21 protein-coding genes and 2 tRNA genes are annotated in these 22,043 nt (G+C 55.4%); 11 read left to right on the plus strand and 12 right to left on the minus strand.

What is annotated here, in order from left to right; genetic code table 11:
• The first annotated feature begins 125 nt into the window (after positions 1 to 125).
• The 3 genes from J5069_RS10060 to J5069_RS10070 all read left to right on the plus strand — a co-directional run bounded on the left by J5069_RS10060 (position 126) and on the right by J5069_RS10070 (position 1,459).
• A tRNA-Asp gene (locus J5069_RS10060) sits at positions 126 to 202 on the plus strand.
• An 8-nt stretch (positions 203 to 210) separates the two neighbouring features.
• Positions 211 to 286, plus strand: a tRNA-Trp gene (locus J5069_RS10065).
• 87 nt (positions 287 to 373) lie between these two features.
• Complete coding sequence (locus J5069_RS10070; RefSeq protein ID WP_264643790.1) at positions 374 to 1,459, plus strand: DUF1176 domain-containing protein; 1,086 nt, start codon at positions 374 to 376, stop codon at positions 1,457 to 1,459.
• Between the two features lie 47 nt (positions 1,460 to 1,506).
• Here the strand turns inward: J5069_RS10070 and J5069_RS10075 are convergent, their stop codons facing one another.
• The 6 genes from J5069_RS10075 to J5069_RS10100 form a co-directional block, all read right to left on the minus strand.
• Positions 1,507 to 2,265, minus strand: coding sequence for an amino acid ABC transporter ATP-binding protein (locus J5069_RS10075; RefSeq protein ID WP_264643791.1), 759 nt, complete (start codon positions 2,263 to 2,265; stop codon positions 1,507 to 1,509).
• A gap of 7 nt (positions 2,266 to 2,272) precedes the next feature.
• A complete protein-coding gene (locus tag J5069_RS10080; RefSeq protein ID WP_264643792.1) occupies positions 2,273 to 3,370 on the minus strand; it encodes an amino acid ABC transporter permease in 1,098 nt (365 codons plus the stop codon).
• An 8-nt stretch (positions 3,371 to 3,378) separates the two neighbouring features.
• A complete protein-coding gene (locus J5069_RS10085) occupies positions 3,379 to 4,557 on the minus strand; it encodes an amino acid ABC transporter permease (RefSeq protein WP_264643793.1) in 1,179 nt (392 codons plus the stop codon).
• A gap of 85 nt (positions 4,558 to 4,642) precedes the next feature.
• A complete protein-coding gene (locus tag J5069_RS10090) occupies positions 4,643 to 5,668 on the minus strand; it encodes an amino acid ABC transporter substrate-binding protein (RefSeq protein ID WP_264643794.1) in 1,026 nt (341 codons plus the stop codon).
• A 329-nt stretch (positions 5,669 to 5,997) separates the two neighbouring features.
• Positions 5,998 to 6,663 carry an amino acid ABC transporter permease gene (locus J5069_RS10095; RefSeq protein WP_264643795.1) on the minus strand — a complete coding sequence of 222 codons (666 nt, stop codon included), beginning with the start codon at positions 6,661 to 6,663 and terminating at the stop codon, positions 5,998 to 6,000.
• 24 nt (positions 6,664 to 6,687) lie between these two features.
• On the minus strand, positions 6,688 to 7,458 hold the full coding sequence (locus J5069_RS10100) for an amino acid ABC transporter substrate-binding protein (RefSeq protein WP_264643796.1): 771 nt from the start codon (positions 7,456 to 7,458) through the stop codon (positions 6,688 to 6,690).
• A 437-nt stretch (positions 7,459 to 7,895) separates the two neighbouring features.
• Between J5069_RS10100 and J5069_RS10105 the strand changes: the two genes are divergently transcribed.
• The 8 genes from J5069_RS10105 (at position 7,896) to J5069_RS10140 (ending at position 15,393) form a co-directional block, all read left to right on the plus strand.
• Entirely contained in the window at positions 7,896 to 8,339 is a 444-nt protein-coding gene (locus tag J5069_RS10105) for an RcnB family protein (protein WP_264643797.1), read from the plus strand.
• Between the two features lie 245 nt (positions 8,340 to 8,584).
• Positions 8,585 to 9,193 (plus strand): NAD(P)-dependent oxidoreductase, encoded by a 609-nt coding sequence (locus J5069_RS10110; protein WP_264643798.1) that lies wholly within the window; start codon positions 8,585 to 8,587, stop codon positions 9,191 to 9,193.
• A gap of 148 nt (positions 9,194 to 9,341) precedes the next feature.
• Positions 9,342 to 9,965, plus strand: coding sequence for a hypothetical protein (locus J5069_RS10115; RefSeq protein ID WP_264628651.1), 624 nt, complete (start codon positions 9,342 to 9,344; stop codon positions 9,963 to 9,965).
• Between the two features lie 254 nt (positions 9,966 to 10,219).
• Positions 10,220 to 11,059: an ABC transporter ATP-binding protein gene (locus J5069_RS10120; RefSeq protein WP_252120383.1), complete on the plus strand. Its 840-nt coding sequence runs from the start codon at positions 10,220 to 10,222 to the stop codon at positions 11,057 to 11,059.
• On the plus strand, positions 11,056 to 11,901 hold the full coding sequence (locus tag J5069_RS10125) for an ABC transporter permease (protein ID WP_264643799.1): 846 nt from the start codon (positions 11,056 to 11,058) through the stop codon (positions 11,899 to 11,901). The genes J5069_RS10120 and J5069_RS10125 overlap by 4 nt, the downstream gene beginning before the upstream one ends.
• A 46-nt stretch (positions 11,902 to 11,947) precedes the next feature.
• Positions 11,948 to 12,919, plus strand: a complete 972-nt coding sequence (locus J5069_RS10130; RefSeq protein WP_264643800.1) for an ABC transporter substrate-binding protein — start codon at positions 11,948 to 11,950, stop codon at positions 12,917 to 12,919.
• Positions 12,920 to 12,934: 15 nt separating this feature from the next.
• Positions 12,935 to 14,323 (plus strand): amidase, encoded by a 1,389-nt coding sequence (locus tag J5069_RS10135; protein ID WP_264643801.1) that lies wholly within the window; start codon positions 12,935 to 12,937, stop codon positions 14,321 to 14,323.
• Positions 14,324 to 14,565: 242 nt separating this feature from the next.
• Complete coding sequence (locus tag J5069_RS10140) at positions 14,566 to 15,393, plus strand: isochorismatase family protein (RefSeq protein WP_264643802.1); 828 nt, start codon at positions 14,566 to 14,568, stop codon at positions 15,391 to 15,393.
• Positions 15,394 to 15,396: 3 nt separating this feature from the next.
• Here J5069_RS10140 and J5069_RS10145 read toward each other — a convergent pair whose 3' ends face one another.
• The 6 genes from J5069_RS10145 to J5069_RS10170 all read right to left on the minus strand — a co-directional run bounded on the left by J5069_RS10145 (position 15,397) and on the right by J5069_RS10170 (position 21,781).
• On the minus strand, positions 15,397 to 16,455 hold the full coding sequence (locus tag J5069_RS10145; RefSeq protein WP_264643803.1) for a ketopantoate reductase family protein: 1,059 nt from the start codon (positions 16,453 to 16,455) through the stop codon (positions 15,397 to 15,399).
• Positions 16,455 to 18,086, minus strand: coding sequence for an ABC transporter substrate-binding protein (locus J5069_RS10150; protein WP_264643804.1), 1,632 nt, complete (start codon positions 18,084 to 18,086; stop codon positions 16,455 to 16,457). The genes J5069_RS10145 and J5069_RS10150 overlap by 1 nt, the downstream gene beginning before the upstream one ends.
• Before the next feature lie 65 nt (positions 18,087 to 18,151).
• Positions 18,152 to 19,114, minus strand: a complete 963-nt coding sequence (locus J5069_RS10155; RefSeq protein WP_264643805.1) for an ABC transporter ATP-binding protein — start codon at positions 19,112 to 19,114, stop codon at positions 18,152 to 18,154.
• The gene (locus J5069_RS10160) at positions 19,114 to 19,968 is read right to left on the minus strand and encodes an ABC transporter ATP-binding protein (RefSeq protein ID WP_264643806.1); all 855 of its coding nucleotides are present in this window, start codon (positions 19,966 to 19,968) and stop codon (positions 19,114 to 19,116) included. The genes J5069_RS10155 and J5069_RS10160 overlap by 1 nt, the downstream gene beginning before the upstream one ends.
• The gene (locus J5069_RS10165) at positions 19,965 to 20,813 is read right to left on the minus strand and encodes an ABC transporter permease (protein ID WP_264643807.1); all 849 of its coding nucleotides are present in this window, start codon (positions 20,811 to 20,813) and stop codon (positions 19,965 to 19,967) included. The genes J5069_RS10160 and J5069_RS10165 overlap by 4 nt, the downstream gene beginning before the upstream one ends.
• Positions 20,810 to 21,781, minus strand: coding sequence for an ABC transporter permease (locus J5069_RS10170; RefSeq protein ID WP_264643808.1), 972 nt, complete (start codon positions 21,779 to 21,781; stop codon positions 20,810 to 20,812). The genes J5069_RS10165 and J5069_RS10170 overlap by 4 nt, the downstream gene beginning before the upstream one ends.
• Between the last annotated feature and the right edge of the window lie 262 nt (positions 21,782 to 22,043).

The following is a 22,043-nucleotide window of genomic DNA, read 5'->3' on the forward strand; positions in this document are numbered from 1 at the left end:
GCCGAACTCAGAAGTGAAACGCCGTAGCGCCGATGGTAGTGTGGGGCTTCCCCATGTGAGAGTAGGGAACTGCCAGGTTTTTATATCGATTATCAGACGGTGTCTGGTAATGAAAAAGTATCGGTGGAGCGGTAGTTCAGTCGGTTAGAATACCTGCCTGTCACGCAGGGGGTCGCGGGTTCGAGTCCCGTCCGTTCCGCCACCCTATTTAGGGGCGTAGTTCAATTGGTAGAGCACCGGTCTCCAAAACCGGGTGTTGGGAGTTCGAGTCTCTCCGCCCCTGCCAGATAGACAAAAAACCTTCCGTCGAAAGACGGAGGGTTTTTTTGTTTGGTTTAAATCTATATTCATGCTTAGGAAAGGAATTCCAGTAATGGATGCTGCTTATCGACTTCGCGCCACGTCTCGGCAGGGGCTCTCTGCTGGCCTGTTTTTTGCCCTGTTTCTTACGATATTCTCCGCTGTCGCCAACTATGATTCCGTGTATTTCACCCATAAAGAATGGGATCTGGTGTGTGATAACACGCTGACTTGTCGTGTGTCGGGCTATTCTCCCGACAGTGTGACATTTGGCGTTAGCGTCTTATTAACGCGTAAAGCTGGCGCTGGCACGCCGGTGGATAATCAGGTGATGCTGAGCGATGGGCTGGGCCACGATGACGTATTGGCGATGCGCGGAACGCCCCAATTGATCATTGCTGGGCGCGTACTGGGGGTGTTGCAGGTCGCTGATAGAAAAAAAATCAGTTGGCGTATGAATGCGACGCAGTATGCTGCTTTTCTTCGTGCGCTGCGTCGTGACAAGCCGATTGTATTTAAGGATAAGCTGGCCGAGTATCCCCTTTCCAATGCAGGTTCCAGCGCTGTAATGCTGCAAATGGACCGGGTTCAGGGGCGAATGGGTACGCGTGGCGCGATCTATAAAACCGGCAAAAAGGATGATTCCAACGTTAAAGCTCCGATTGCCGCACCGGTGATTATCAAAGCGCCCGTCAAAGACCAGGCGGCGCGCGACATGACCGCACAGGAATTAGCCCGGTTCAAACCAGCGCTGATGAAAACCCTGGTAGGGGATGATGCTTTTGACTGCACCGACGACCAGCTTAACAGTGACCACCTGCCTTGGCAGATTGCTCGCTTGAATAAAACGCAGTCCTTGGTCATCGCGCCTTGCTGGATGGCTGCCTATAACGGGGGTTCCAAATTCTGGTTGGTGGATACCCTGATGAAGCGCCCCGCGCAGCTGGTTGACGTAGGTATGATGGCCAACGACTACCAGAACGGTGCCATTGTATGGATTATGCGCGGGCGTAGCGTGGGGGATTGCTGGTCCACCAAATCGTGGCAATGGAATGGCAAAGCCTTTGTGTACAGTGCCAAAAGTTGGACCGGGCGCTGTCGTTACATCCGCAATGGGGGCGCGTGGGATATCCCGATGCGGGTATCAACCTTTAAATAGCGTTTGTTCGGTAAACGGCCCACGCCTGACGCGGGCCGTTACATCAATTAGTGCAGGATCTGCGACAGGAAGGTGCGTGTACGTTCTGAACGCGGATTGCTGAAGAATTCTTCCGGCGCAGCCTGTTCCACAATTTCTCCCTGATCCATAAAGATTACCCGGTCAGCCACCGTTTTGGCAAAGCCCATTTCATGCGTTACGCACAGCATGGTCATGCCGTCTTGCGCCAACCCGAGCATGGTATCCAGCACTTCCTTCACCATTTCCGGATCGAGCGCTGAGGTGGGTTCATCGAACAGCATGATTTTCGGCTTCATGCACAGAGAGCGGGCAATCGCCACGCGCTGCTGCTGACCACCGGAAAGCTGGCCTGGGAACTTGTGTGCGTGTGCGGCAATACGCACGCGTTCCAGATAATGCATCGCCAGTTCTTCCGCTTCTTTCTTCGGCATATGACGCACCCAACTAGGTGCCAGCGTGCAGTTTTGCAGCACGGTCAGGTGTGGAAACAGGTTAAAGTGCTGAAACACCATCCCCACTTCGGCGCGGATCTTCTCGATATTGCGCAGATCCCCGTCCAATTCGGTGCCATCAACCATGATCTTGCCTTGCTGATGTTCTTCCAGGTGGTTGATGCAGCGAATCGTGGTCGATTTTCCAGAGCCCGACGGCCCGCACAGCACAATGCGCTCCCCCTGCTTCACGTGCAGGTTGATATTTTTCAGAACGTGGAATTGGCCATACCACTTGTTCACATTGTCCAGTGTGATCATATAGTTATCAGATGTTAATGCGTTCTGGTTCATAAGAGCCTCAATGCGACTTGTGTCCGGTGTTAAAACGTTTTTCCAGATGCTGGCTGTAGCGCGACATGCTGAAACAGAAGATCCAATAGATCATGGCGGCAAAAACATAGCCTTCGGTCGACATCCCCAGCCAGGTCGGATCAACGGTCGCCTGCTGGATACTGCTGAACAGATCGAACAGGCCGATGATGATGACCAGACTGGTGTCCTTGAACAGCGCGATAATGGTATTCACCAGACCGGGAATGACCAGCTTTAGCGCCTGAGGCAGGATAACCAGCCCCTGCATACGCCAGTAGCCCAGCCCTAACGCGGCAGACGCTTCATACTGCCCTTTCGGCAATGCCTGAAGTCCGCCTCTGACCACTTCTGCCACATAGGCTGACTGGAACAGAATGACGCCGACCAGTGCGCGCAGCAGTTTATCGATGCTGGTGCCTTCGGTGAGAAACAGCGGCAGCATTACCGAGGACATAAACAACACGGTGATCAGCGGCACGCCGCGCCAGAATTCGATAAACACCACGCACAGGATACGCACCACGGGCAGGGTTGAACGTCTTCCTAACGCCAGCAGAATCCCCAACGGCAATGCGCCTGCGATACCTATCGCTGCGATGATCAGGGTTAGCGTCAGTCCACCCCATTGGCGCGTTTCTACGCGCGTCAGCCCGCCGAATCCACCGTACAGCAGCCACCAAGCCAATAACGGGTAGCACACCGCCCAGATTGCGATATAGCGCCCGCGACGCGGCATACGACGCCAGAACATCGGCAGGATACTGAGTAAGCCCAAAACCAGCGCAAAGTTAATGCGCCAGATCTCTTCTGTCGGATAGAGTCCGTACATGAAGTGGCCGAAGCGTGCCTGAATAAACACCCAGCAAGCTCCGTCGCGGGTGCAGTCAGCGCGGGTTTCACCGACCCAGTTCGCCTGAAGCAGCGTCCAATTCAATAGCGGAGGCAGAATGTTCCACAGCAGCCAGAAGCAGAACAACGTCAGCAGGCTGTTCGGGACGCTGGAAAACAGGTTCTTTTTGGCCCAGTGCCACAGCGCAAACAGCGGAGCCTGACGGTGTGGTTGTGGTTGTGACAATGTCGTCATAGCGGCCTCTAGCGTTCCACGAGCGCGATTTTGCGGTTATACAGGTTCATCAGCAGGGAGATGATCAGACTGATAATCAGGTACACCGACATGGTAATAGCAATGGTTTCAATCGCCTGACCGGTCTGGTTGAGCACGGTACCGGCAAACAGGGAAACCATATCCGGATAACCAATCGCGGCAGCGAGCGATGAGTTCTTCACGATATTCAGATATTGGCTGGTCAACGGTGGGATGATAACGCGCAGCGCCTGCGGCAAAATCACCTTACGCAGCGTGATCGGATTGGGCAGCCCCAGAGAGCGAGCCGCTTCATGTTGCCCGTATGACACTGATTGAATGCCGGAACGGATGATCTCTGCGATAAACGCGGAGGTGTAGACCGACAATGCCAGCGTCAACGCCGCCAGTTCCGGGATCAGTACCATGCCACCTTGGAAGTTAAAGCCTTTCAACTGCGGGATATCCCAGTGCAGGGCAGGGCCAAACAGCCCATGGCCCAAGCCAAGCAGAACCACCCACAGTGCCAGAACGACAGGCCAGGTGCGGTGATATTGCCCCGTCAGCGCCTGAATCTGTTTATTGCGCCGATACAGTACAATGCCGACCACCAACGGGATGAGCAACGCGAAGAACGCGGCCAGCGCGCCGGGACCAAACTCTCCGGCGGGAAGGTATAAACCGCGGTTACTCAGGAACGCAATATCGAGCGTGTTAAGCGCCTGGCGCGGGCCCGGCAGGTTACGCAGTACGGCAAAATACCAGAAGAAGATCTGCAAAATCGGCGGGATATTACGAAACGTTTCGATATAAACCGTGGACAGTTTCCGTAACAGCCAGTTATCCGAGAGCCGCGCCAGCCCGAGCATAAAGCCCAGCACCGAAGCGAAAACAATACACAGTGCTGAAACCAGCAGCGTGTTGAGCAGCCCGACCAGAAACACGCGGGCATAGGTATCGCCCTGCTGGTAGTCGATAAGGTGCTGAACAATACCGAAGCCCGCGCTGTTGTTCAGAAACGCGAAGCCTGAGGTAATACCACGCTGGGCCAGATTGGTGACGGTGTTGTGCAACAGATAACCCGCCACGGCAATCACAATAACGATGACGAGAAGTTGATACAGCCAGGCGCGCACCGCTGGATTTGATAGTGAAAAATCACGTTTCACGGTTGGGCGTTGTTGCATGCGAGTGCCTCAATAGCAGGAACACGGAAAAAGCGGGAACACAGAGGTGCCGCACCCTGGCGCGGCACCCGTTTTCTGTTAGCGATTAACGTACCGCTGGTGCGTACTGGATACCGCCTTTGTTCCACAACTCATTCAGGCCACGCTTGATTTTCAGCTCGCTGTCCATACCAACGTTGCGTTCGAAGATTTCACCGTAGTTACCAACTTGCTTGATGATTTTGAACGCCCAATCGGCGGGCAGTTTCAGATCTTTGCCGTAGTTGCCTTCGTGACCCAGCAGGTGAGACATGTCCGGGGTGGTCGGCTTGGCGGCCAGCGCGTCAACGTTCTTCGAGGTCACACCCATTTCTTCCGCATTCAGCATGGCGAACAGGGTCCAACGTACAATCGAGAACCACTCTTCATCACCGCGACGTACCACCGGTCCCAGCGGCTCTTTGGAGATAACTTCCGGTAATACGATAAATTCAGCCGGTTTGCTCAGCTTGATACGCAGTGCGTACAGTTGTGACTGGTCGGACGCCAGGGTATCGCAGCGGCCGGATTCCAGCGCCTTGGCGCTTTCGTCAGAGCGGTCGAAGGTGACCGGGGTGTATTTCATGTTGTGGGTTTTGAAGTAATCCGCCACGTTCAGTTCGGTATCGGTACCGGCCTGAATACAGACGGTAGCGCCATCCAGCTCTTTCGCGCTGGTCAGGCCCGCTTTATTGTGGGTCAGGAAGCCGATACCATCGTAATAAGTCACGCCAGTAAACAGCATGCCCATCCCGGCGTCACGGGAAGAGGTCCAGGTGGTATTGCGCGACAGAATATCAACTTCACCGGATTGCAGAGCAGTGAAACGCTCTTTGGCGGTCAGCGGGGTGTATTTCACTTTGTTGGCATCGCCAAACACGGCGGCAGCGACGCCGCGGCACACGTCTACGTCGATACCGGAATATTTCCCGCTGGCATCCGCATAGGAGAAGCCCGGCAAGCCGTCACTGATACCACACTGAACAAACCCTTTTTTCTGAATGGCATCCAATGTTGCACCCGCGTGGGCTTGATTGATGGCAGCGAAGAGGGATGCGCCGGCAACCAGCGTGGAAAGTAGCATTCTTTTCATAATTATCCTATGTAGCTCAGTCGTTGTGTGTTGCTGTGCGGTAGCAGCCATCCGGCTGCACCATTCCTGTCTGTCGGCACCGTTGTTTTGTCAGACGGTAGCGTGCCGTGACAGGGTTAAGCAAAACCGATGCCAATAATTTATTTTGATGATAAATAACAAGAAAATAGAAAAATTGCTGAGCGGCGATAAGGTTTATTCGGTCAGGGTGCACTTAAATGGCACTTTGCTGCAAAAGATGCGCTATTGGAGTGCAAAGCGCCCCGTTTCAGGTGAAGGAAATGCGCGGGGAAAAGCCACCTGCCCCAAGACGAGGCAGGAAGGCGAAATCAGTGGGGAATGTGGCGTTGATAGTAGGTTTCGAGCCGGGTTTGCAGCTTGCTCAGCACCGTGCTGAACAGCAAATAGATCAGCGCGGCTTCCACATAAAGGATCAACGGTTCGTAGGTGACGGAAACGATACGCTGTGCGGCCAGAAACATCTCCGGCACCGTGATGACGGCGGCGAGCGAGGTGTCTTTGATCAGCGAAATAAAGGTATTGGAGAGCGGCGGTATCGAGACAAAAATCGACTGTGGAATAATCACCCAGCGCAGCGTTTGGCGTCGATTCATGCCCAGCGACGCCGCGGCATTCCACTGGCCTTTCGCCACGGAAAGGATCGCTCCGCGCACGATCTCAGAACTGTAAGCACCCACATTGAGCGTGAAGCCAATCAGCGCCGCCGGAAAGGCATCCAGCGTGATGCCCGCATTAGGCAGCCCGTAGAAAATTAAAAACAGCTGCACCAGCAACGGCGTGCCGCGAATCACCCACACGTAAAAATCCGCCACCCATTTCAGCGGCTTGGGTCCATAGAGACGGATCAGCGCCACCAGAATGCCCAGTGCTAACCCGAGCACAAAAGAGAGAATGGCGAGCGGAACGGTAAACTGTAACCCAGCAGAAAGCAGACTCCAGAAGGAGTCTGCCATGAGTTGTAGCCATGGTGGCATCAATAGTGACCTCGAACGCGACGATTATTGGGAAACATCTTCCCCAAAGTATCGCACTGCTATCGTCTTATAGGTACCGTCCGCTTTGATTTCATCCAGCGCTTTGTTCAGCGCGGCCACCAGTTCCGGCTGGTTTTTGCGTACCAGAATACCGGACGGGTCACCTTCGGTGGCGGTTGCTGCCACTTTGACCTTGGCATCCGGCTTCTGTTTTTTAAAGTCCAGGTATGACAGGTTGTCATTCAACGTTGCTTCCGCCCGTCCGCTGAGTACCAGTTCCAGCGATTGGTTGAAACCGTCGGTGGGAACAATTTCAGCGCCGTGACTGCTGGCCAGTTTGGAGAAATTGCTGGTCAGGCTTTGTGCCGATTTGCGGCCTTTCAGGTCAGCAAAGCTTTTGATGGTATCGTTGTCGCTACGCACCACCAGTACCGCTTTGGAGTCGATATAGGGTTTGGAGAAATCAAATTTGGCCTGACGCTCTTGAGTGATACCCACCTGGTTAATTACCGCGTCATAGCGCTTGGCGTCCACACCGGCAATCAAACCGTCCCAACGGCCTTCCACAAACTCGGCTTTTACCCCCAGTTTTTCAGCAACCGCACGGCCGATATCCACATCGAAGCCCTGAAGTTTTCCTGATTTATCATGGAAAGAGTAAGGCGCGTAGGTGCCTTCCGTACCGATTTTGAGTACGCCCGCGGCCTTGATGGCGCTGAGATCGTCTTGTGCCTGCGCGGCGGTACCCGCCATCAACAGTGCACCGGTGAATGCTGCCAAAGCCAGTGTTTTCATTGCGTTTACCTATTATGTAGTGGAGAACGTCATATACCCGTCATACTTCAAGTTGCCGGTGCGTTGGCTGCGCTCGCTCACCCGAATCACTTACCTGAGTAAGCTCATCGGGGTTCACTCACTTGCCGCCTTCCTGCAACTCGAATTATTTAGGGTAAGTCACGTTCGATGCTAAATAATCTACGACGTAAGCCATAAGGTTCTAAATCACATTCGACGATGATTTAGAACTGAAATGAATATAGCCCAGATGTTGATTTCTGCGTTTTAGCCGTGCTTTTTGCCATTGCTATCGGGCTTTGAGTGAGGAAAGCGTTAAGCAATGTAAAGTCGCGTCAGGGGCCGTGTAATTAGGAATACAGGAGATATTCGCGCGTGAGGCGAAGGCAGATAGTAGCGGCAACGGCGGTTACCGTCGTTATCTTGAGGATACGCATATGCGCAAAACCATTCTGACGCTCGTCATGACCGCTCTGGTTCTCGGTCCACTCTCCGCTTCTTTTGCTTATGCGCACGGCCCTGATGGCCCGAGAGGTGAAGGGGGACGTCACTGGAATGGCGGCCCGCGCGGCGAAGGTGGGCCCGGTTGGGATCGCGGGCGAGGCCACGGTCCGCGCTGGGACAATGGCCCAAGGGGCGGTTGGGGACGCTATGACGACAGGCGCGATCATTTCCGCTGGCGCGGCTATGATTTTCGTGCCGGGCATCCGATCCCCGGTCCGTACCGCGGCGATCGCTACTGGGTGCGTGACTGGCGCGGCTATGGCCTGCCCAACCCTCCGCCGGGCCACCAGTGGCGCCATATCGACGGTAATTACGTGCTGATTGCGGTGGCAACGGGCGTGATTACCTCCATTCTGCTCAATCAGGCGTTCAACTGATACGCCTTCAGCGGTCGATCATCCCGGCGCTATGCGTTTGATAGGTTGCCGGGATGCCTCGGAATTGCTCCCTTTTCCGTACCAATCTTGTTGCATCCGCGCGCCATTTCCTGATATTTGCACGAATAATGCAACAGTGCTGCTCGAATATCAGGCCTTATCTTGTTTCCGCGATGTCTTACACTACGGTCAGTGGCAAGCTCAACCGATGAGCTTGGTGAAACGATCTGATGACGGAGAACACGATGAAAGTTGCCCTGATTGGTGCAACCGGCATGGCCGGTAGCGAGATTCTGAAAGAGTTGGTGGCGCGTGGCCATCAGGTAACGGCGATCGCGCGTAATACCGCCGCTATCCCACCGCATGACGCCGTGACGCCGCTGGCGTTAGATGTCAGCGATCGTGATGCGTTAAGTGCCGCGCTGGGCGGTCACGATGCCGCGATCAGTGCGGTGCGCTTCCAGGCGCTCGAACCGTCGCAACTGATTGAAGCTGTCAGCCAGTCAGGCGTGAAGCGCTATCTGGTGGTGGGCGGTGCCGGTTCGCTCGAAGTGGCGGGCACCCGCTTGCTGGATACCCCAGACTTCCCCGATGCCTATCGCCCGGAAGCCACGCGAGGCGCTGAGTTCCTTGCTGCGCTGCGTCAGCACGATGAGCTGTCATGGTCGTTCCTGTCTCCTTCTGCGCTGTTTACGCCGGGACCGCGCACCGGGCACTTCCGTTTGGGCAAAGATACCTTGCTGGTCGATGAGGCAGGCAACAGCGCCATTTCGGCGGGTGACTTTTCCGTCGCGCTGGTGGATGAACTGGAGCAGGGCAAGCACCTGAAGTCGCGCTTTACCGTCGGTTATTGAGGTTGCTCGCGCTGGGCGTCATTTGAAAGGGGGCATGGCGTAAATTGGCTAATAAACGCACATGATGTTTGGTATTATAGGTTCCAATCATGTGCAACAGGCTATGCTTACAATGTCTCCAATCCTAAATGATAGCGGGAGTTTTGATATGGCGGTTATTCCAATGTCATATAGCCCCGCCACGGTGGCGCGGGAATACCGAAAAATTGGCGAAACAGGGGTCAATGGTCGAGCCGTGGATATCTATATCCACAATGAGCAACACCATGCCGTCGCGATATACGGTGAACCTGATGACGTTAATGGTGATTTACGGCATGTCGTTGTCGCAAAGATTGATTTGAAATCCCGTAATAGCGATGACGAAACCGAAACAATCTTGGCCGTCATTGGTTATTACGAGAATCTGCAACCTGTGTTGCCTCCTTACGCACAAGTAGAAGGTGTCATCGTCACCAAGCGTGAACGAAATGCCAATGTTGCCAGTGCTATGTATAAGGCGCTCATCAATGATGGCATTGTGCTGGTGAGCGATAACGTGCAATTTCCTGGAGGAAAGGCGTTATGGTCGCGTATGGCACGGAAAGAGGTTGGTATCGACGTGTTTGTCTTCGATTCCGAACAACATGCTTTCTGGCCCTACGACGGTGAACGGATTCGATACGATGGCCGTAGTATTCCTGAAAGCGATATCTGGAGCCTTGCCCCTAACGAATCGCGAAAAGGGGTGGTGTTGGTGGCCGAACGTAAGCGAGATGGCTTAACCGCCTGATAGCATCCCTATGAAACATCAAGCGTCTGCCTTTCAGGCAGACGCTTTTTTTATGCCTGAAAGGGAGAAACCGGCAGTGTACTCGCCAGTTGGTGCTGGTTGATGTCAAGTTTATGGAAGAAATGACAAGTTTGATAAGTTTGTCGTATTAGACAAGTTTGACAAGTTATTGCACGGTGAAGTGCGCGCAATCGACATCCTTGTTATCCGGCTTCGCGTTTTTAGCAGTCGGAAACGCCGTTAGTCAGGAGTGTATGATGACCCTTTCACCTGCAAGAGAAAAAATGCCTTCTGGCGATCCTGCCGCTCCCGCGGTGGCGATTGCCATGAAAGGCGTAAAAAAACAATTTTTGGATCATGACGATAACGCAGTCGACGTTATCAAAGACATTTCCCTTGATATTTATCACCAGGAATTTATCAGCATTGTCGGGCCGAGCGGCTGCGGCAAAACCACCATGTTTAACATTATCGCGGGGCTGCTGCCTCCGACAGCGGGCGAAATTCAGGTGTTCGACCCGTACTACGCCATGCCCGGCAAAGGGCGAGTGGGTTACATGTTGCAAAAAGACCTGCTGTTCCCGTGGCGCACCATTCTGGATAACGTCTGTCTCGGGCTGGAAATCAGCGAGATGCCGAAGAAGGAACGCCACGAGCGGGCCATGACCTACCTCGATAAGTATGGGTTGGGCGATTTCGCTCACGCCTATCCCGCCACGCTGTCGGGGGGGATGCGTCAACGCGCGGCGTTGATCCGCACGCTGGTTATCGATCCTGACATCATTCTGCTCGATGAGCCTTTCTCGGCACTGGACTACCAAACCCGGCTGGTGCTGGAAGAGGAGATCCTGACGATCCTCAACGAATACGGTAAAACCGTGGTGTTGATCACCCATGATATTGGTGAAGCCATTGCCATGTCCGATCGCATTGCCGTGATGTCGCAGCGGCCGACCTGGAACAAGAAAACCTACGATATTGGCCTCGCCAAGCGGCACGGTTCCGCCATGGGTGCGCGCAAAGATCCCGAGTTCCAATCCTTCTTCGATGCGATCTGGGCTGATATGGATATCCAACTGGGGGACCATGCATGAACAAGTCTGCCGTGGTTGCTGATAAAACGGCCTTGGGTCGTTCACGTCAGGGAAGTCAGCGCAGAAAGCGCTGGTTGTCGCTACTGCGTGACAATGGCTGGCGCGCCTTGCTGATTGCCAGCATTGTGGCGCTGTGGCAGTTCGGGGTAAACACTGGTGTGGTCAATGCGTTTTTAATGGGCTCTCCGGCAGGGATTTGGCAGGAATTTTTGCGCCTGGTGGGTAACGGTGAACTGTTTCAGAACACCTACGTCACGGTGTATGCCACTGTGACCGGGTTTGTGCTGGGCAGTTTGCTCGGTTCCTTTTCCGGGCTGTTGCTGTGGCATACCCCGACGCTGGCGCGCATTCTCGACCCGTTTTTCATCGCGCTCAACAGCCTGCCGAAGATTGCTCTGGCACCCATCATCATCATTTGGTTCGGCTCCGGGCTGTTTTCCAAAATAGCGTTGGCCTTTATCGCCACCTATGTCGTGGCGCTGCTCTCCGCGTGGCAGGGCACGCACCAGATTGATGATAGTCAGGTCAACCTGATGCGCTCCCTCGGGGCCAATCGCAACCAGATTTTCCGTAAGGTGGTGGTGCCGTCGACCCTGCCGTGGATTATCGCCGCTTTCCGACTGAACATCGGTTTTGCCCTGATCGCTAACATCGGCGGTGAGTTCATCTCTTCCGATTATGGTCTGGGGAAAATGATTTTCGTCGCAGGCAATCTTTTCAATCTCAATGTGGTGTGGGTCGGTGTCTTTACGCTGCTGCTGGTCGCCATTGTGCTCTATCTGGTGGTGGTTCAACTGCAACGCTGGCTGCTGCCCTGGGAGCGCCAGAATACACATCGCTAGTGGTATCCGTTCCGTTGTTCCTTAACTGGTTAAGAAGGAAAGTGAGATGAATAAAATCGTTGCATGGGTGTGCGCGGCGCTGTTTACAGCCGGTTCTGTCAATGCGTCAGCGGCTGATGCCAAGCCCGATCGCGTGCTGGTGACGGAGGCGTTCCACTCTTTGTTGTACTTACCGGTCTATGTTGCCAAACACCAAGGGTTTTTCGAAAAAAATCAGATAGACGTGACGTCGATTCGTTCGGCGGGTTCCGGCCCGACCGCGCTGGCGGCAGTATTGTCCGGTGAAGCGCAGTTCTCCGTACACGGTCCGGAGCACGTCGGGTTCGCCCAGCAAAAGGGCGGTAAGGCCAAGGCGGTGAGCGCGGTGGCTAACAGTGCGCCAGTATGGATTGTGGCTAAACCCGATTTCAAATTCACCTCACCGGCGGATTTGAAAGGCAAACGTGTGGTGGTGGGCCTGGCGCCGGGAACCTCTAACACGCTGTTGCTGCGCCTGCTGGGTCAGACCGGGTTAAACCCGAAGACGGATGTGGCGATTAACGAAGTGCAAAACGGTTCGGAACTGGGGCCACTGTTAGCGGGCCGTGCGGATGCCGCCGTGGTGTATGAACCGCAGGCGGATCAGGGGGTAGGGCAAGGGCTGAAAGTGATTTACGATTTCACCCGTGACTATCCGGAGTACGCGTTCTCTACCATCAACACCTCAGAGAAAATGATTGCTGATAACCCGCAATTGGTGGCGCGCTTCGTGAAAACCATCAACGAATCTCTGGCGTTTATTCATCAGAACCCCGATGTTGCCAAACAGGTGGCGCGTCAGGAGTTCGCGGCATTGGAAGGTAGCGTGGTGGATGCGGCGGTGCAGCGAATGATTGACAGCAACGTCTATCCGGCCAACGCCATCATTTCGCCACAAGCCTTCACCACGGCGATTGATATTCAGAAATTTGTCGGCAACATCACGCAGGATATGCCTTATACGCAAATCGTTGATGGTCAGTTTGCTGCCAAGCCATAACAAGGACATCAAGGCATGAACGCTATATTGGGTATGAAAACTATGTTGGATACCTCGCCCTTTGCCACCATTGCCGCTACCCGGCGGCAGCTGGCCGCGCGCAAAGTTTCTCCGAGCGAGTTGCTGAGCCATTTTCTGGCGCGTATCGAGCAACGCGACGGCGACATTAAGGCGTGGCGCTATCTTGATAAAGAAGGGGCGCGCCAGCGCGCCCTGGAGCTGGACCAACACATGGGGGCCATCGCCTGCAAGCCTGCACTGTTTGGCATTCCTTACGGTGCCAAGGATATCTTCCACACGCGCGGTTTACCGACGGAAGGCGGCTCCAAGGTGTTGGAGGGCAATATCTCCAGTGAAAACGCCAGCGTGATCGATAAACTCGATGGCATGGGGGCTTTGCTACTGGGGAAACTGACCACCACCGAGTTTGCCAATCTGGGAACGCCGCCGAAGACCGGTAATGCCTGGAACCCGGCGCATACTCCTGGTGGCTCAAGCAGCGGTTCTGCTGCTGCCGTTGGTGCGCGTATGGCGCTGATGGCATTGGGCACGCAAACGGCGGGCTCGTTGTCTCGCCCGGCGGCATTTAACGGCGTGACGGTGTTGAAGGCCACCTATGGGCGCATCAGCAAGGCGGGGGTGATTCCCGCCAGTTGGTCGCTGGATCATGTGGGAGCCTTTACAACGACGGTAGAGGATGCGGCGCTGGTGTTTAATGCACTCTCTGGCCCGGATCCGCGTGATGACACCACGCAGTCATTGCCCTATACGCCGTTGCAACTGCGCGAGAAGCACGATTACACGGTGGGGATCGTCGAGCATCCCTACTATGCCGGGGGGGATGCTGAAATTGGTGCGGCCTGTTTGCAGGCAATGGATGCCTTAGCGGGGCGGGGCGTAAAGCTTAAGCGTATCACGCTACCGGACAGTTTCGACGATGCCTGCCGTGCGCACCATATAGTGATGCAGGCCGAATGCGCCGCCTATCATCGCGACACCTTCTTACAGACGCCTACGCTGTTCGGCGCCTATTTGCAGGAATTTCTGCAACAAGGCCTGGCCATTTCTGCGCAGGCGTATATACAGGCGCAGCAGGTGCGTGCCCGTTATCGCCATGAGTTGGCCGCCTTGTTCGATGATGTGGATATGCTGATGACGCCTGCAACGCCGACATTGGCTCCGCACGGTCTGGCGGCGACCGGGTCTCCCGCTTACAATATGCCGTTTACCAACGCGGGTGTGCCAACCTTGGCGCTGCCGGTGGGCATTTCTGCAACCGGCTTGCCAATCGGGATGCAGTGGGTTGCCCGTCACGGCAATGAACAGGCGCTGGTGGATTTGGGGATGCTTTACCAGCAGATAACGGACTGGCATGCTTGCCTGCCGCCACTCTGTCAGGCATAACAGATTACTACCTGAAACAGTCATTCCCGCCACTGCGGTCATTCCCGCGAAGGCGGGAATCTCTGACAGAAGAAACGCGTTTATTCTCACAGAGATCCCCGGCTTTCGCCGAGGATGACGAGGAGTAAAGTGACTTTGTCATCAGTCTGCGCCTTCTCATCAGAAGGCTGCTCGCGATCGCACGTGCAGGAAGCACCGGTTTTGTCTACAGCTCGCTTTTCCGGTCAATGGGACACTATGTAATGTACGATAAATTATTGACGGTTTCTGATGCGGCTAAAATGCTGGGTATTTCCGCCAGCACGCTGCGTCGGCTGGAAGATAACGGAGAAGTCAAAACCTATGGGCTGAAGGTGGTTTACACCCCCGGCGGTCAGCGCCGTTACCTTGCCGACGAGATTCAGCGCGTTTTCTCTCAGACCGGTTTTGCCCACAAAATAGGCTTTGGCTCCAAAGCGGCGATTTTGGTGCGGGATGTGACCTACGCCTACATGGACTCCGGCTCGACGCTGGCCATTGATACCCCGTTTGATAAAGCGGGGCTACATCGATTACTGAGCATGGCGGCACAGCGTGGGTTACCGACGGTGTTCACCCGCACGGTGTATCGGCCAGAGCATCCTTTTTCCTGGCTGTGGGGTAAAAAATACCCGTTTATTACCACGTTGACCGAAGATGCCTACCTGAACCGCATTGATGAAGCGCTGGGCGATGCGCCCTTTGAGCGTAATCATTCCACCTGCTATGTGTCCGATTTTTATGGTCATGATTTGGCGGCATGGCTGAAGCAACAAGGTATCGACACCCTGATTCTGGGCGGCGTGACCGCCAGCGGCAGTATTCGTGCCACGGCGATTGAAGCGTTCCAGATGGGGTTTCATGTGATGTTGCCGCGTGAAGTGATTGGCGATCGCAGCCAGTCGTTGCTGGATTTCACCTTGCTGGATCTCAATGCGCGCTATGCCGATGTGCTCAGTCTTGAGGAAGTGTCCGGTTGGCTGGCGACCTTGCCGGTGGCGGTGAGCGAGTCAACCACCCGTCACCGCCAGCCTGATGCGTTGAGTGAATAACCGTTACTGTTTGGTGTTTAACAGATTTTCCGGTGCGGGCGTGAGCGTGCCTGTTTCAATAGCCCGCACCCGGTCATACACGGTTTGGTTGGCTGGCACCGGGATGTCCAGTTCTGCGGCACGTTGAATAACCAGACCGTAGATCTCATCGATTTCCGTGCGCCGGCCCTTCACAATATCTTGCCCCATGGACGGTCGTTGCCCGGCCGCGCCGCGCTGCGCCGCATCGATCAGGCGCTGTTCGATCTCCGAGAACGCTGCCGCACTGCCGTCTGCGGCGGCGGCAAACAACGCGGCGGGAATGGCACCGAGCGCGGTCAGTGAATAGCCTAACCGTTGCCCAACGCGCACCGCCTCGCTCGCCACCTCGATGGAAAAACGCCGCAGTTGCGGGTGAATGTCCAACGCGTCAATGGTCAATCCCGTGGCGGCAGAAACGCCATTGCGCATCGCATTGACTGCCAGTTTCGACCAGCGCTCACCAGCCAGATTATCAATCACCGCGACGGAGTCCACCTGCCGCAGCAGCGTTGCCAACGTTTCGATACGCGCGCTGCGCTGCCCGTCCAGTTCCCCGAGGCGAAACACATCAATTCCGGGGCTGCCATGCACCACGCGGCGGCGAATCACCCCCGGAGCCGAGAGTTCAACGCCGATGCGCGCGGCAATCAACCCGGCCGTTCGCGACGCGCCGACAATCTCGGCAAGCGTCGCCTCGTTGCAGCCATTTTGTGCCGACACAACCACGGCATCCGCGTGAAGATAGGGCAACACCAACTCGGCGGCCCAGCGTGTGTCATAGGATTTCACGCTGATGAAGACGATATCGAGCGGCGGCAGCGCTCGCAGGCTGTCAACCTCATCGGCGGCCAGAATACGCACCGGCACGATGGCGTTATCCTGCGGTACGGCACCGTCAATGCGCAGGCCGTCGCGGCGCGTGGTGTCTACGTGTTCTCGCCAACGGTCGATGAGCGTCACGTTTTCTCCTGCGGCAGCCAGTCGCGCGCCAATGAATCCGCCTACTGCGCCAGCACCGACAACCGCAATGTGGGGAGCCATTACTGGCCCTCCTTATCCAGCCAGACATTTTTTAGCGAACTGAAGGTTTGGTCTGGCGTGTTGCTGATGCCGTGCAGGTGCGAGCTGTAAACGGTCTGACGCTGTAACTCGAACAGCGGCAGGTTAGGCAAATCCGTCATCGCAATGCGTTGCCATTCATGGAACGCTTTCAGGCGGTTCGCGGGGTTGGTGTCGGTTTGCGTGGTTTTGATAATCGCATCCAACGTCGGGTTGGAATAACGCGCCCCATTGGTGTTGGGCACGCCTTTCACAATGGAGTCGGTGCCGTACAGGCGGTATAGCCCCATGGCCGGATCGATCAGCGCGGAGAACTGTCCGGCACGGGTTTGGAAATCATAATCGGTGTAAATCCGACGGTAGTAGCTTGGGGTGTCCTGCGTGCGCAGTTTTAGCGTCACGCCGACCTGTTTCAGGTTTTGACGCAAAAACTCTGCGGTATTCTGCAAGGATTCATTGTTTCCCTCATAGTCGAAAAACAGCGAGAAGCGCTCACCGTTGGCACCGCGCGGGTAGCCTGCCGCATCCAGCAGTTGTTCCGCTTTCTTGGCATCGAAGGGGTAATGCGGAACATCATTGGTGAAATATTTTTGATAATGCGGAATAGGGCTGGTAGCCACTTTACCAATGCCGTACCACGCACTGTCGATCAATCCCTGACGGTCAATCGCGTAAGCCAGCGCCTGCCGCACGTTGACCTGCCGCAGAATCGGGTCTTGCGTGTTGAATTCAAAGGTAAAGAACGGGGAGAGCCAGTTATAGCCTTCGCTGGTAATTTTCAACGTCGGATTTTTTTTCAATCGGGCGATATCGGCCAGTGGAACCGGATCGAACGGGCCGTATTTTACCTCTCCGGTTTCAAACGCGGCGGCTCGTGACGCATCGTCTGGGATCAGGCGGAAAATCAGTTTATCGAGATAGGGCTTGCCCTGATCCCAATAGTTTTCATTGCGCGCCAACTCGATGAATTCCCCCCGACGCCAGCTCACAAAGCGGAACGGGCCGGTACCGATCGGCGCAATATTGTGGGGGTTTTTCAGTGGATCGCTGCCCTGATACAGATGCGCAGGCAATACCTGCGATTCTGCCGCACTCAGTGCGCTGAGCAAGATCGGTGACGGTTGAGACAGTTTAAAGATCGCCGTCAGCGGGTCGGGCGTTTCTACATCCACCAGATTGGCAAAGGTGGTGCGTCCGCGCGGGTGCAGTTTTTTCCACAGTTCCAACGCGCTGTAGCGAATATCCTGTGAGGTGAAGGGTTCGCCATCGTGCCATTTTACGTTGGGGCGCAAGTTGAAGCGCACCGAGAGACCGTCTGCGGCGGTTTCCCAACTCAGCGCCAGGCTCGGCTGCGGGTTCATGTCTTTGTCGTAAGAAAGCAGACCATCGAACACATTGGGCGATACCGCGTTAACCGAGAAGTGGTTATTAATGGCACTGCTCAACACGCTCGGTGCCGGATTGATGACCGCGATCAGTGTGCCACCGCGCACCGGTTCAGCGGCGTAGGCCAGACTGCCGCCCAACAGCAGAGTCCCTATCAACAGGCTTGTCGGAAAACGAATATCCTTTAGAACATGGATGTACTTTAGAAAACGAATGTACTTAGGCATGAGATTTCCCCTTACTGGTGTGTAATGTGTGGTTAAGGCTTTTATTGTTGTGACTTCACGAGCTGTTAGTTGAACGGGCTTTCCGTTGACGGTGCGGATAAATGACAAGCAACGAGAGAATCCGAACCGACGGAATGCAAGGGTGGTACGCTGCGGCGACAGCGATCGGTCGCAAAACGGCAGCGGGTATGGAACGCGCACCCGCTGGGGATAGAGAGCGGACTGGGGACATCGCCGGTGAGTATCTGTTTATCGGCAATACGTGAACGGCGTGGGTCCATCACCGGGATCGCCTGAAGCAGTGCCTGGGTGTAGGGATGCTGCGGTGACTCCATGATGTCGGCATAAGGTGCTATTTCCACAATGCGCCCCAAATACATCACCGCGATCCGGTCCGCCATATGCTGCACCACACCGATATCATGGCTGACAAACAGGTACGCCATCCGGTACTGCTGCTGCAAATCCACCAGCAAATTCAATACCTGCGCCTGCAACGAGACGTCCAGTGCGGAGACCGGTTCATCCAGCACGATAATGTCTGGGCGAGGCGCGATGGCGCGAGCAATGGCGACCCGCTGGCGCTGACCGCCGGAAAGCTGATGTGGGAAACGGTCGAACAGCGCAACGGGTAACCCGACGTCATCCATCAACGCCAGCACGCGTTTATTGCGCGTAGCCCGGTGTTTTTCCGTCAGCGTTAACGGCTCGCCAATCAATTGCCCCACCGTGAAACGCGGATCGAGGGATGCTGCCGGATCCTGGAACACCATCTGAATGCGCTGACGCAACGGGCGCAGCTTTCGTTTCGGGAGCGAGGTTACGTCCACGCCACCGATCACAACGCGCCCGGCACTCGGTTCCAACAGCCGCATCACGGCGCGGGCCAATGAGGATTTGCCACAGCCAGATTCACCGACAATACCGACCGTTTCGCCCGCCGCAACCTCAAGGTTGATGCCGTTGACCGCATAGGCCTTGCCTTGCGGGGTGGGGTAGGTCACCTGTAAATTTTGCACCTGTAACATTACGCGGCCTCCTCGCTGCTGCGGGCATCATTGACGCTGTGCAGGCGCGGTCTGGCGCCATGACGCGCACGCGGCTGGGGGCGCGCCAGCAGCAACTGGCGGCTATAGGGATGGCGTGGACCATCAAAAAAGGAAAACACATCCTGCTCTTCCACAATGACGCCGTGGCGCATCACGGCAACGCGGTCGGCAGTTTCGGCGATCACGCCCAGATCGTGGGTAATCAGCAGCAGAGACATGTCCAGTTCGTCTTTTAGGCTGACCAGCAGTTGCAGTATCTGGGCCTGAATGGTGACATCCAGTGCGGTGGTCGGCTCATCGGCAATCAACACGGCCGGACGCGCCGCCAGTGCCAATGCGATGACCACCCGCTGGCGCATCCCGCCAGAGAGCTTATGCGGATAGTCGTTAAAACGGCGTTCGGGTTCTGGAATTCGCACTTGCAGCAGCAGATCGAGTGCGCGCGTCTTGGCCTCGCGCTGGGAAAGTGAGCTGACGGCAAGGATCGCTTCAACCAACTGACTGCCAATGGTCAACACCGGATTCAACGCGCTCATCGGGTCTTGGAATACCATAGCCAATGCCGGGCCGCCGCGCTGACGGCGCTGGCGCGGCGTGGTATGTAAAATATCGGTGCCACCCAGCAGGACGTGCCCGGTGCTGTGTGCCTCGGGTAATAATCCCATCAGCGTCAGTCCGGTCACGCTTTTACCACAGCCAGATTCCCCCACCAGCGCCAGCGTTTGACCTGCGAAAAGATCGAAAGAGATGCCGTGCACCACGCGTTGCGGCACGGCATGGCGGGCCGAAAACGCAACCGTGAGATTCTGAACCTGAAGCAGCGGTGCGGTCATTTTGTGGTCCCCTTATGCGGATTCCCTTTATGTGGATTGAGCAGATCCGTAAGGCCGTTGCTTAACAACGTAAAGCTCATGACGGTGATAAAAATAGCCAGCCCCGGCAGCGCGATGAGATACCAGGCGGTTCTCAGTAATGGTCTGGCGTTGCGAATCATCGCGCCCCACGACACGGTATTAGGATCGCCCAGACCGAGAAACGCGAGCGCGGCTTCGACCAGAATGGCGTGGGCGATCACCACGGAAATCATCACAATGACCGGCGCGGCACTGTTCGGAAGGATGTGCTGACGCACGATGCTGAGATGGCCGATGCCCATGGTTTCGGCGGCCAGTACATAATCGGCGTGACGGATTTTGAACACTTCGGCACGGGTCAGACGCGCAATTTCGGTCCATGACGTAAGGCCGATTGCCAGCGCCACGCTGCCCAGCGACGGGGAGAGCAGCGCGACCAGCACCATTGAAAACAGAAAGGTCGGGATGGTTTGGAAGTATTCGCAAATGCGGATCAGCACATCGTCATACCACCCGCCGAGATAACCGGCGGTAGCGCCGACGCTGACGCCAATCACCGTGGCAATTAGCGCAGCACCGAGACCAATGGCTAATGACACACGGGCACCGTGTGCCAACTGCGCGGCTACGTCGCGCCCGAGCTGATCGGTGCCTAACGGAAATTGGGTATTTTGCAGTGGCCACAGCGTGCGCGGCCCCACCATCGACTGGGGATCGCCGGGGAACAGCAGTCCGGCGCAGGCAGCGATAACCAACAGCGCTGCTAACAGGTAGAGCCCGATGCGCAGATAGGCATTGAGATGAACGTCAGGGCGGATTTTCATGACGCCAACCCAATGCGTGGATCGAGCACGCCGTACAGAATATCAATCAGCAGGCTGCTCAACACCACCAACAACGAGTTGCAGAGGAACAGGCTGAGCAACAGATTGATATCGCGATCGGACACCGCCTCAAAAGCCAATCTCCCCATACCCGGCCAGGAGAAGACGGTTTCGACCACCACGGCACCGCCAAGCAACGAGCCGAGCTGTAAACCGGTAAGGGTGACCACCGGCAACAGTGAGTTGCGCAAAATGTGGCGCAGGGTGACTGCCGTCTCGCTGATGCCTTTCGCCCGCGCAGTGCGCACAAAATCGAGGGGGTACACTTCCAGCATTGAGGCGCGTGTCACCCGGGCATACAGCGCTAAATGCGATAAACCCAGTGCGATGGCGGGCATAATCAGATGCCAGGCGACATCGCCTGCCACACCGAATGCTCCAGGCGTGGCACCTACCGTGACCATGCCGCCGATGGGCAGCCAACGGAAATGTACTGCGAACAGCACAATGCCCATCAAGCCGAACCAGAACACGGGTATGGCAAACACCACGGCGGAAAACAGCGTAACGCCCTGATCGAAAAGGCCATGGCGATAGCGTGCGGCAAAACACCCGAGGATCACGCCAAATATCACGGAAAACAGCAGGCTACTGCCCAGCAGCAGCAGCGTGGCTGGCAGTCGCTCCAGAATTAATGTTTGCACCGGCAGGTTATAGCGAAACGAAAATCCCAGATCGAAATGGGCTATTTGAGAAAAATAGGTGGTCAGCTGTTCAAAACCGGAGCGGTCGAGACCGAATTGCGCACGCAACATCTCCATATATTCAGGCGTTGCTGCACCGGATTCTCCGGCAATAACATCCGCCAAATCTCCCGGTACCGATCTGAGTAAAATAAAATTACCCAATATCACTAATCCGGCGACAATACTGACCTGTGCAAGCCGGCGAAATAGATAACGCATCATTTCAGTCAGTGTGTCCTGATTAATCACTAATCCAAATAATCATACGGAGAATGCCTTTGGTGTCTATTTCATTTTTTAGCTATAAATAGTCCGAGAGTGGCAATATAAATAGCGCTGGATTGTCTGCTTTAATTATGTTTTCTTATTTGAAAGCAAACAACAAAACTAACGATTCATTATGTTTTATTAAGTATTAATAAAATAATGGCATCGTGATGTAGACCGTATTCTTTAAACACCAGTATCGCTAAACCAATAAAGG

This window comes from Candidatus Symbiopectobacterium sp. NZEC127 (genome assembly GCF_025962675.1).
Lineage (GTDB): Bacteria > Pseudomonadota > Gammaproteobacteria > Enterobacterales > Enterobacteriaceae > Symbiopectobacterium.

Bases quoted from the DNA above. Each gene is read 5' to 3' on its own strand.
- J5069_RS10160 (WP_264643806.1), bottom strand. From the start codon at position 19,968: ATGACCGCACCGCTGCTTCAGGTTCAGAATCTCACGGTTGCGTTTTCG.
- J5069_RS10130 (WP_264643800.1), top strand. From the start codon at position 11,948: ATGAATAAAATCGTTGCATGGGTGTGCGCGGCGCTGTTTACAGCCGGT.
- J5069_RS10085 (WP_264643793.1), bottom strand. From the start codon at position 4,557: ATGCAACAACGCCCAACCGTGAAACGTGATTTTTCACTATCAAATCCA.
- J5069_RS10170 (WP_264643808.1), bottom strand. From the start codon at position 21,781: ATGATGCGTTATCTATTTCGCCGGCTTGCACAGGTCAGTATTGTCGCC.
- J5069_RS10145 (WP_264643803.1), bottom strand. From the start codon at position 16,455: ATGGCTCCCCACATTGCGGTTGTCGGTGCTGGCGCAGTAGGCGGATTC.
- J5069_RS10125 (WP_264643799.1), top strand. From the start codon at position 11,056: ATGAACAAGTCTGCCGTGGTTGCTGATAAAACGGCCTTGGGTCGTTCA.
- J5069_RS10120 (WP_252120383.1), top strand. From the start codon at position 10,220: ATGATGACCCTTTCACCTGCAAGAGAAAAAATGCCTTCTGGCGATCCT.
- J5069_RS10090 (WP_264643794.1), bottom strand. From the start codon at position 5,668: ATGAAAAGAATGCTACTTTCCACGCTGGTTGCCGGCGCATCCCTCTTC.
- J5069_RS10070 (WP_264643790.1), top strand. From the start codon at position 374: ATGGATGCTGCTTATCGACTTCGCGCCACGTCTCGGCAGGGGCTCTCT.
- J5069_RS10150 (WP_264643804.1), bottom strand. From the start codon at position 18,086: ATGCCTAAGTACATTCGTTTTCTAAAGTACATCCATGTTCTAAAGGAT.
- J5069_RS10100 (WP_264643796.1), bottom strand. From the start codon at position 7,458: ATGAAAACACTGGCTTTGGCAGCATTCACCGGTGCACTGTTGATGGCG.
- J5069_RS10135 (WP_264643801.1), top strand. From the start codon at position 12,935: ATGAACGCTATATTGGGTATGAAAACTATGTTGGATACCTCGCCCTTT.
- J5069_RS10140 (WP_264643802.1), top strand. From the start codon at position 14,566: ATGTACGATAAATTATTGACGGTTTCTGATGCGGCTAAAATGCTGGGT.
- J5069_RS10115 (WP_264628651.1), top strand. From the start codon at position 9,342: ATGGCGGTTATTCCAATGTCATATAGCCCCGCCACGGTGGCGCGGGAA.
- J5069_RS10075 (WP_264643791.1), bottom strand. From the start codon at position 2,265: ATGAACCAGAACGCATTAACATCTGATAACTATATGATCACACTGGAC.
- J5069_RS10105 (WP_264643797.1), top strand. From the start codon at position 7,896: ATGCGCAAAACCATTCTGACGCTCGTCATGACCGCTCTGGTTCTCGGT.
- J5069_RS10110 (WP_264643798.1), top strand. From the start codon at position 8,585: ATGAAAGTTGCCCTGATTGGTGCAACCGGCATGGCCGGTAGCGAGATT.
- J5069_RS10165 (WP_264643807.1), bottom strand. From the start codon at position 20,813: ATGAAAATCCGCCCTGACGTTCATCTCAATGCCTATCTGCGCATCGGG.
- J5069_RS10095 (WP_264643795.1), bottom strand. From the start codon at position 6,663: ATGCCACCATGGCTACAACTCATGGCAGACTCCTTCTGGAGTCTGCTT.
- J5069_RS10080 (WP_264643792.1), bottom strand. From the start codon at position 3,370: ATGACGACATTGTCACAACCACAACCACACCGTCAGGCTCCGCTGTTT.
- J5069_RS10155 (WP_264643805.1), bottom strand. From the start codon at position 19,114: ATGTTACAGGTGCAAAATTTACAGGTGACCTACCCCACCCCGCAAGGC.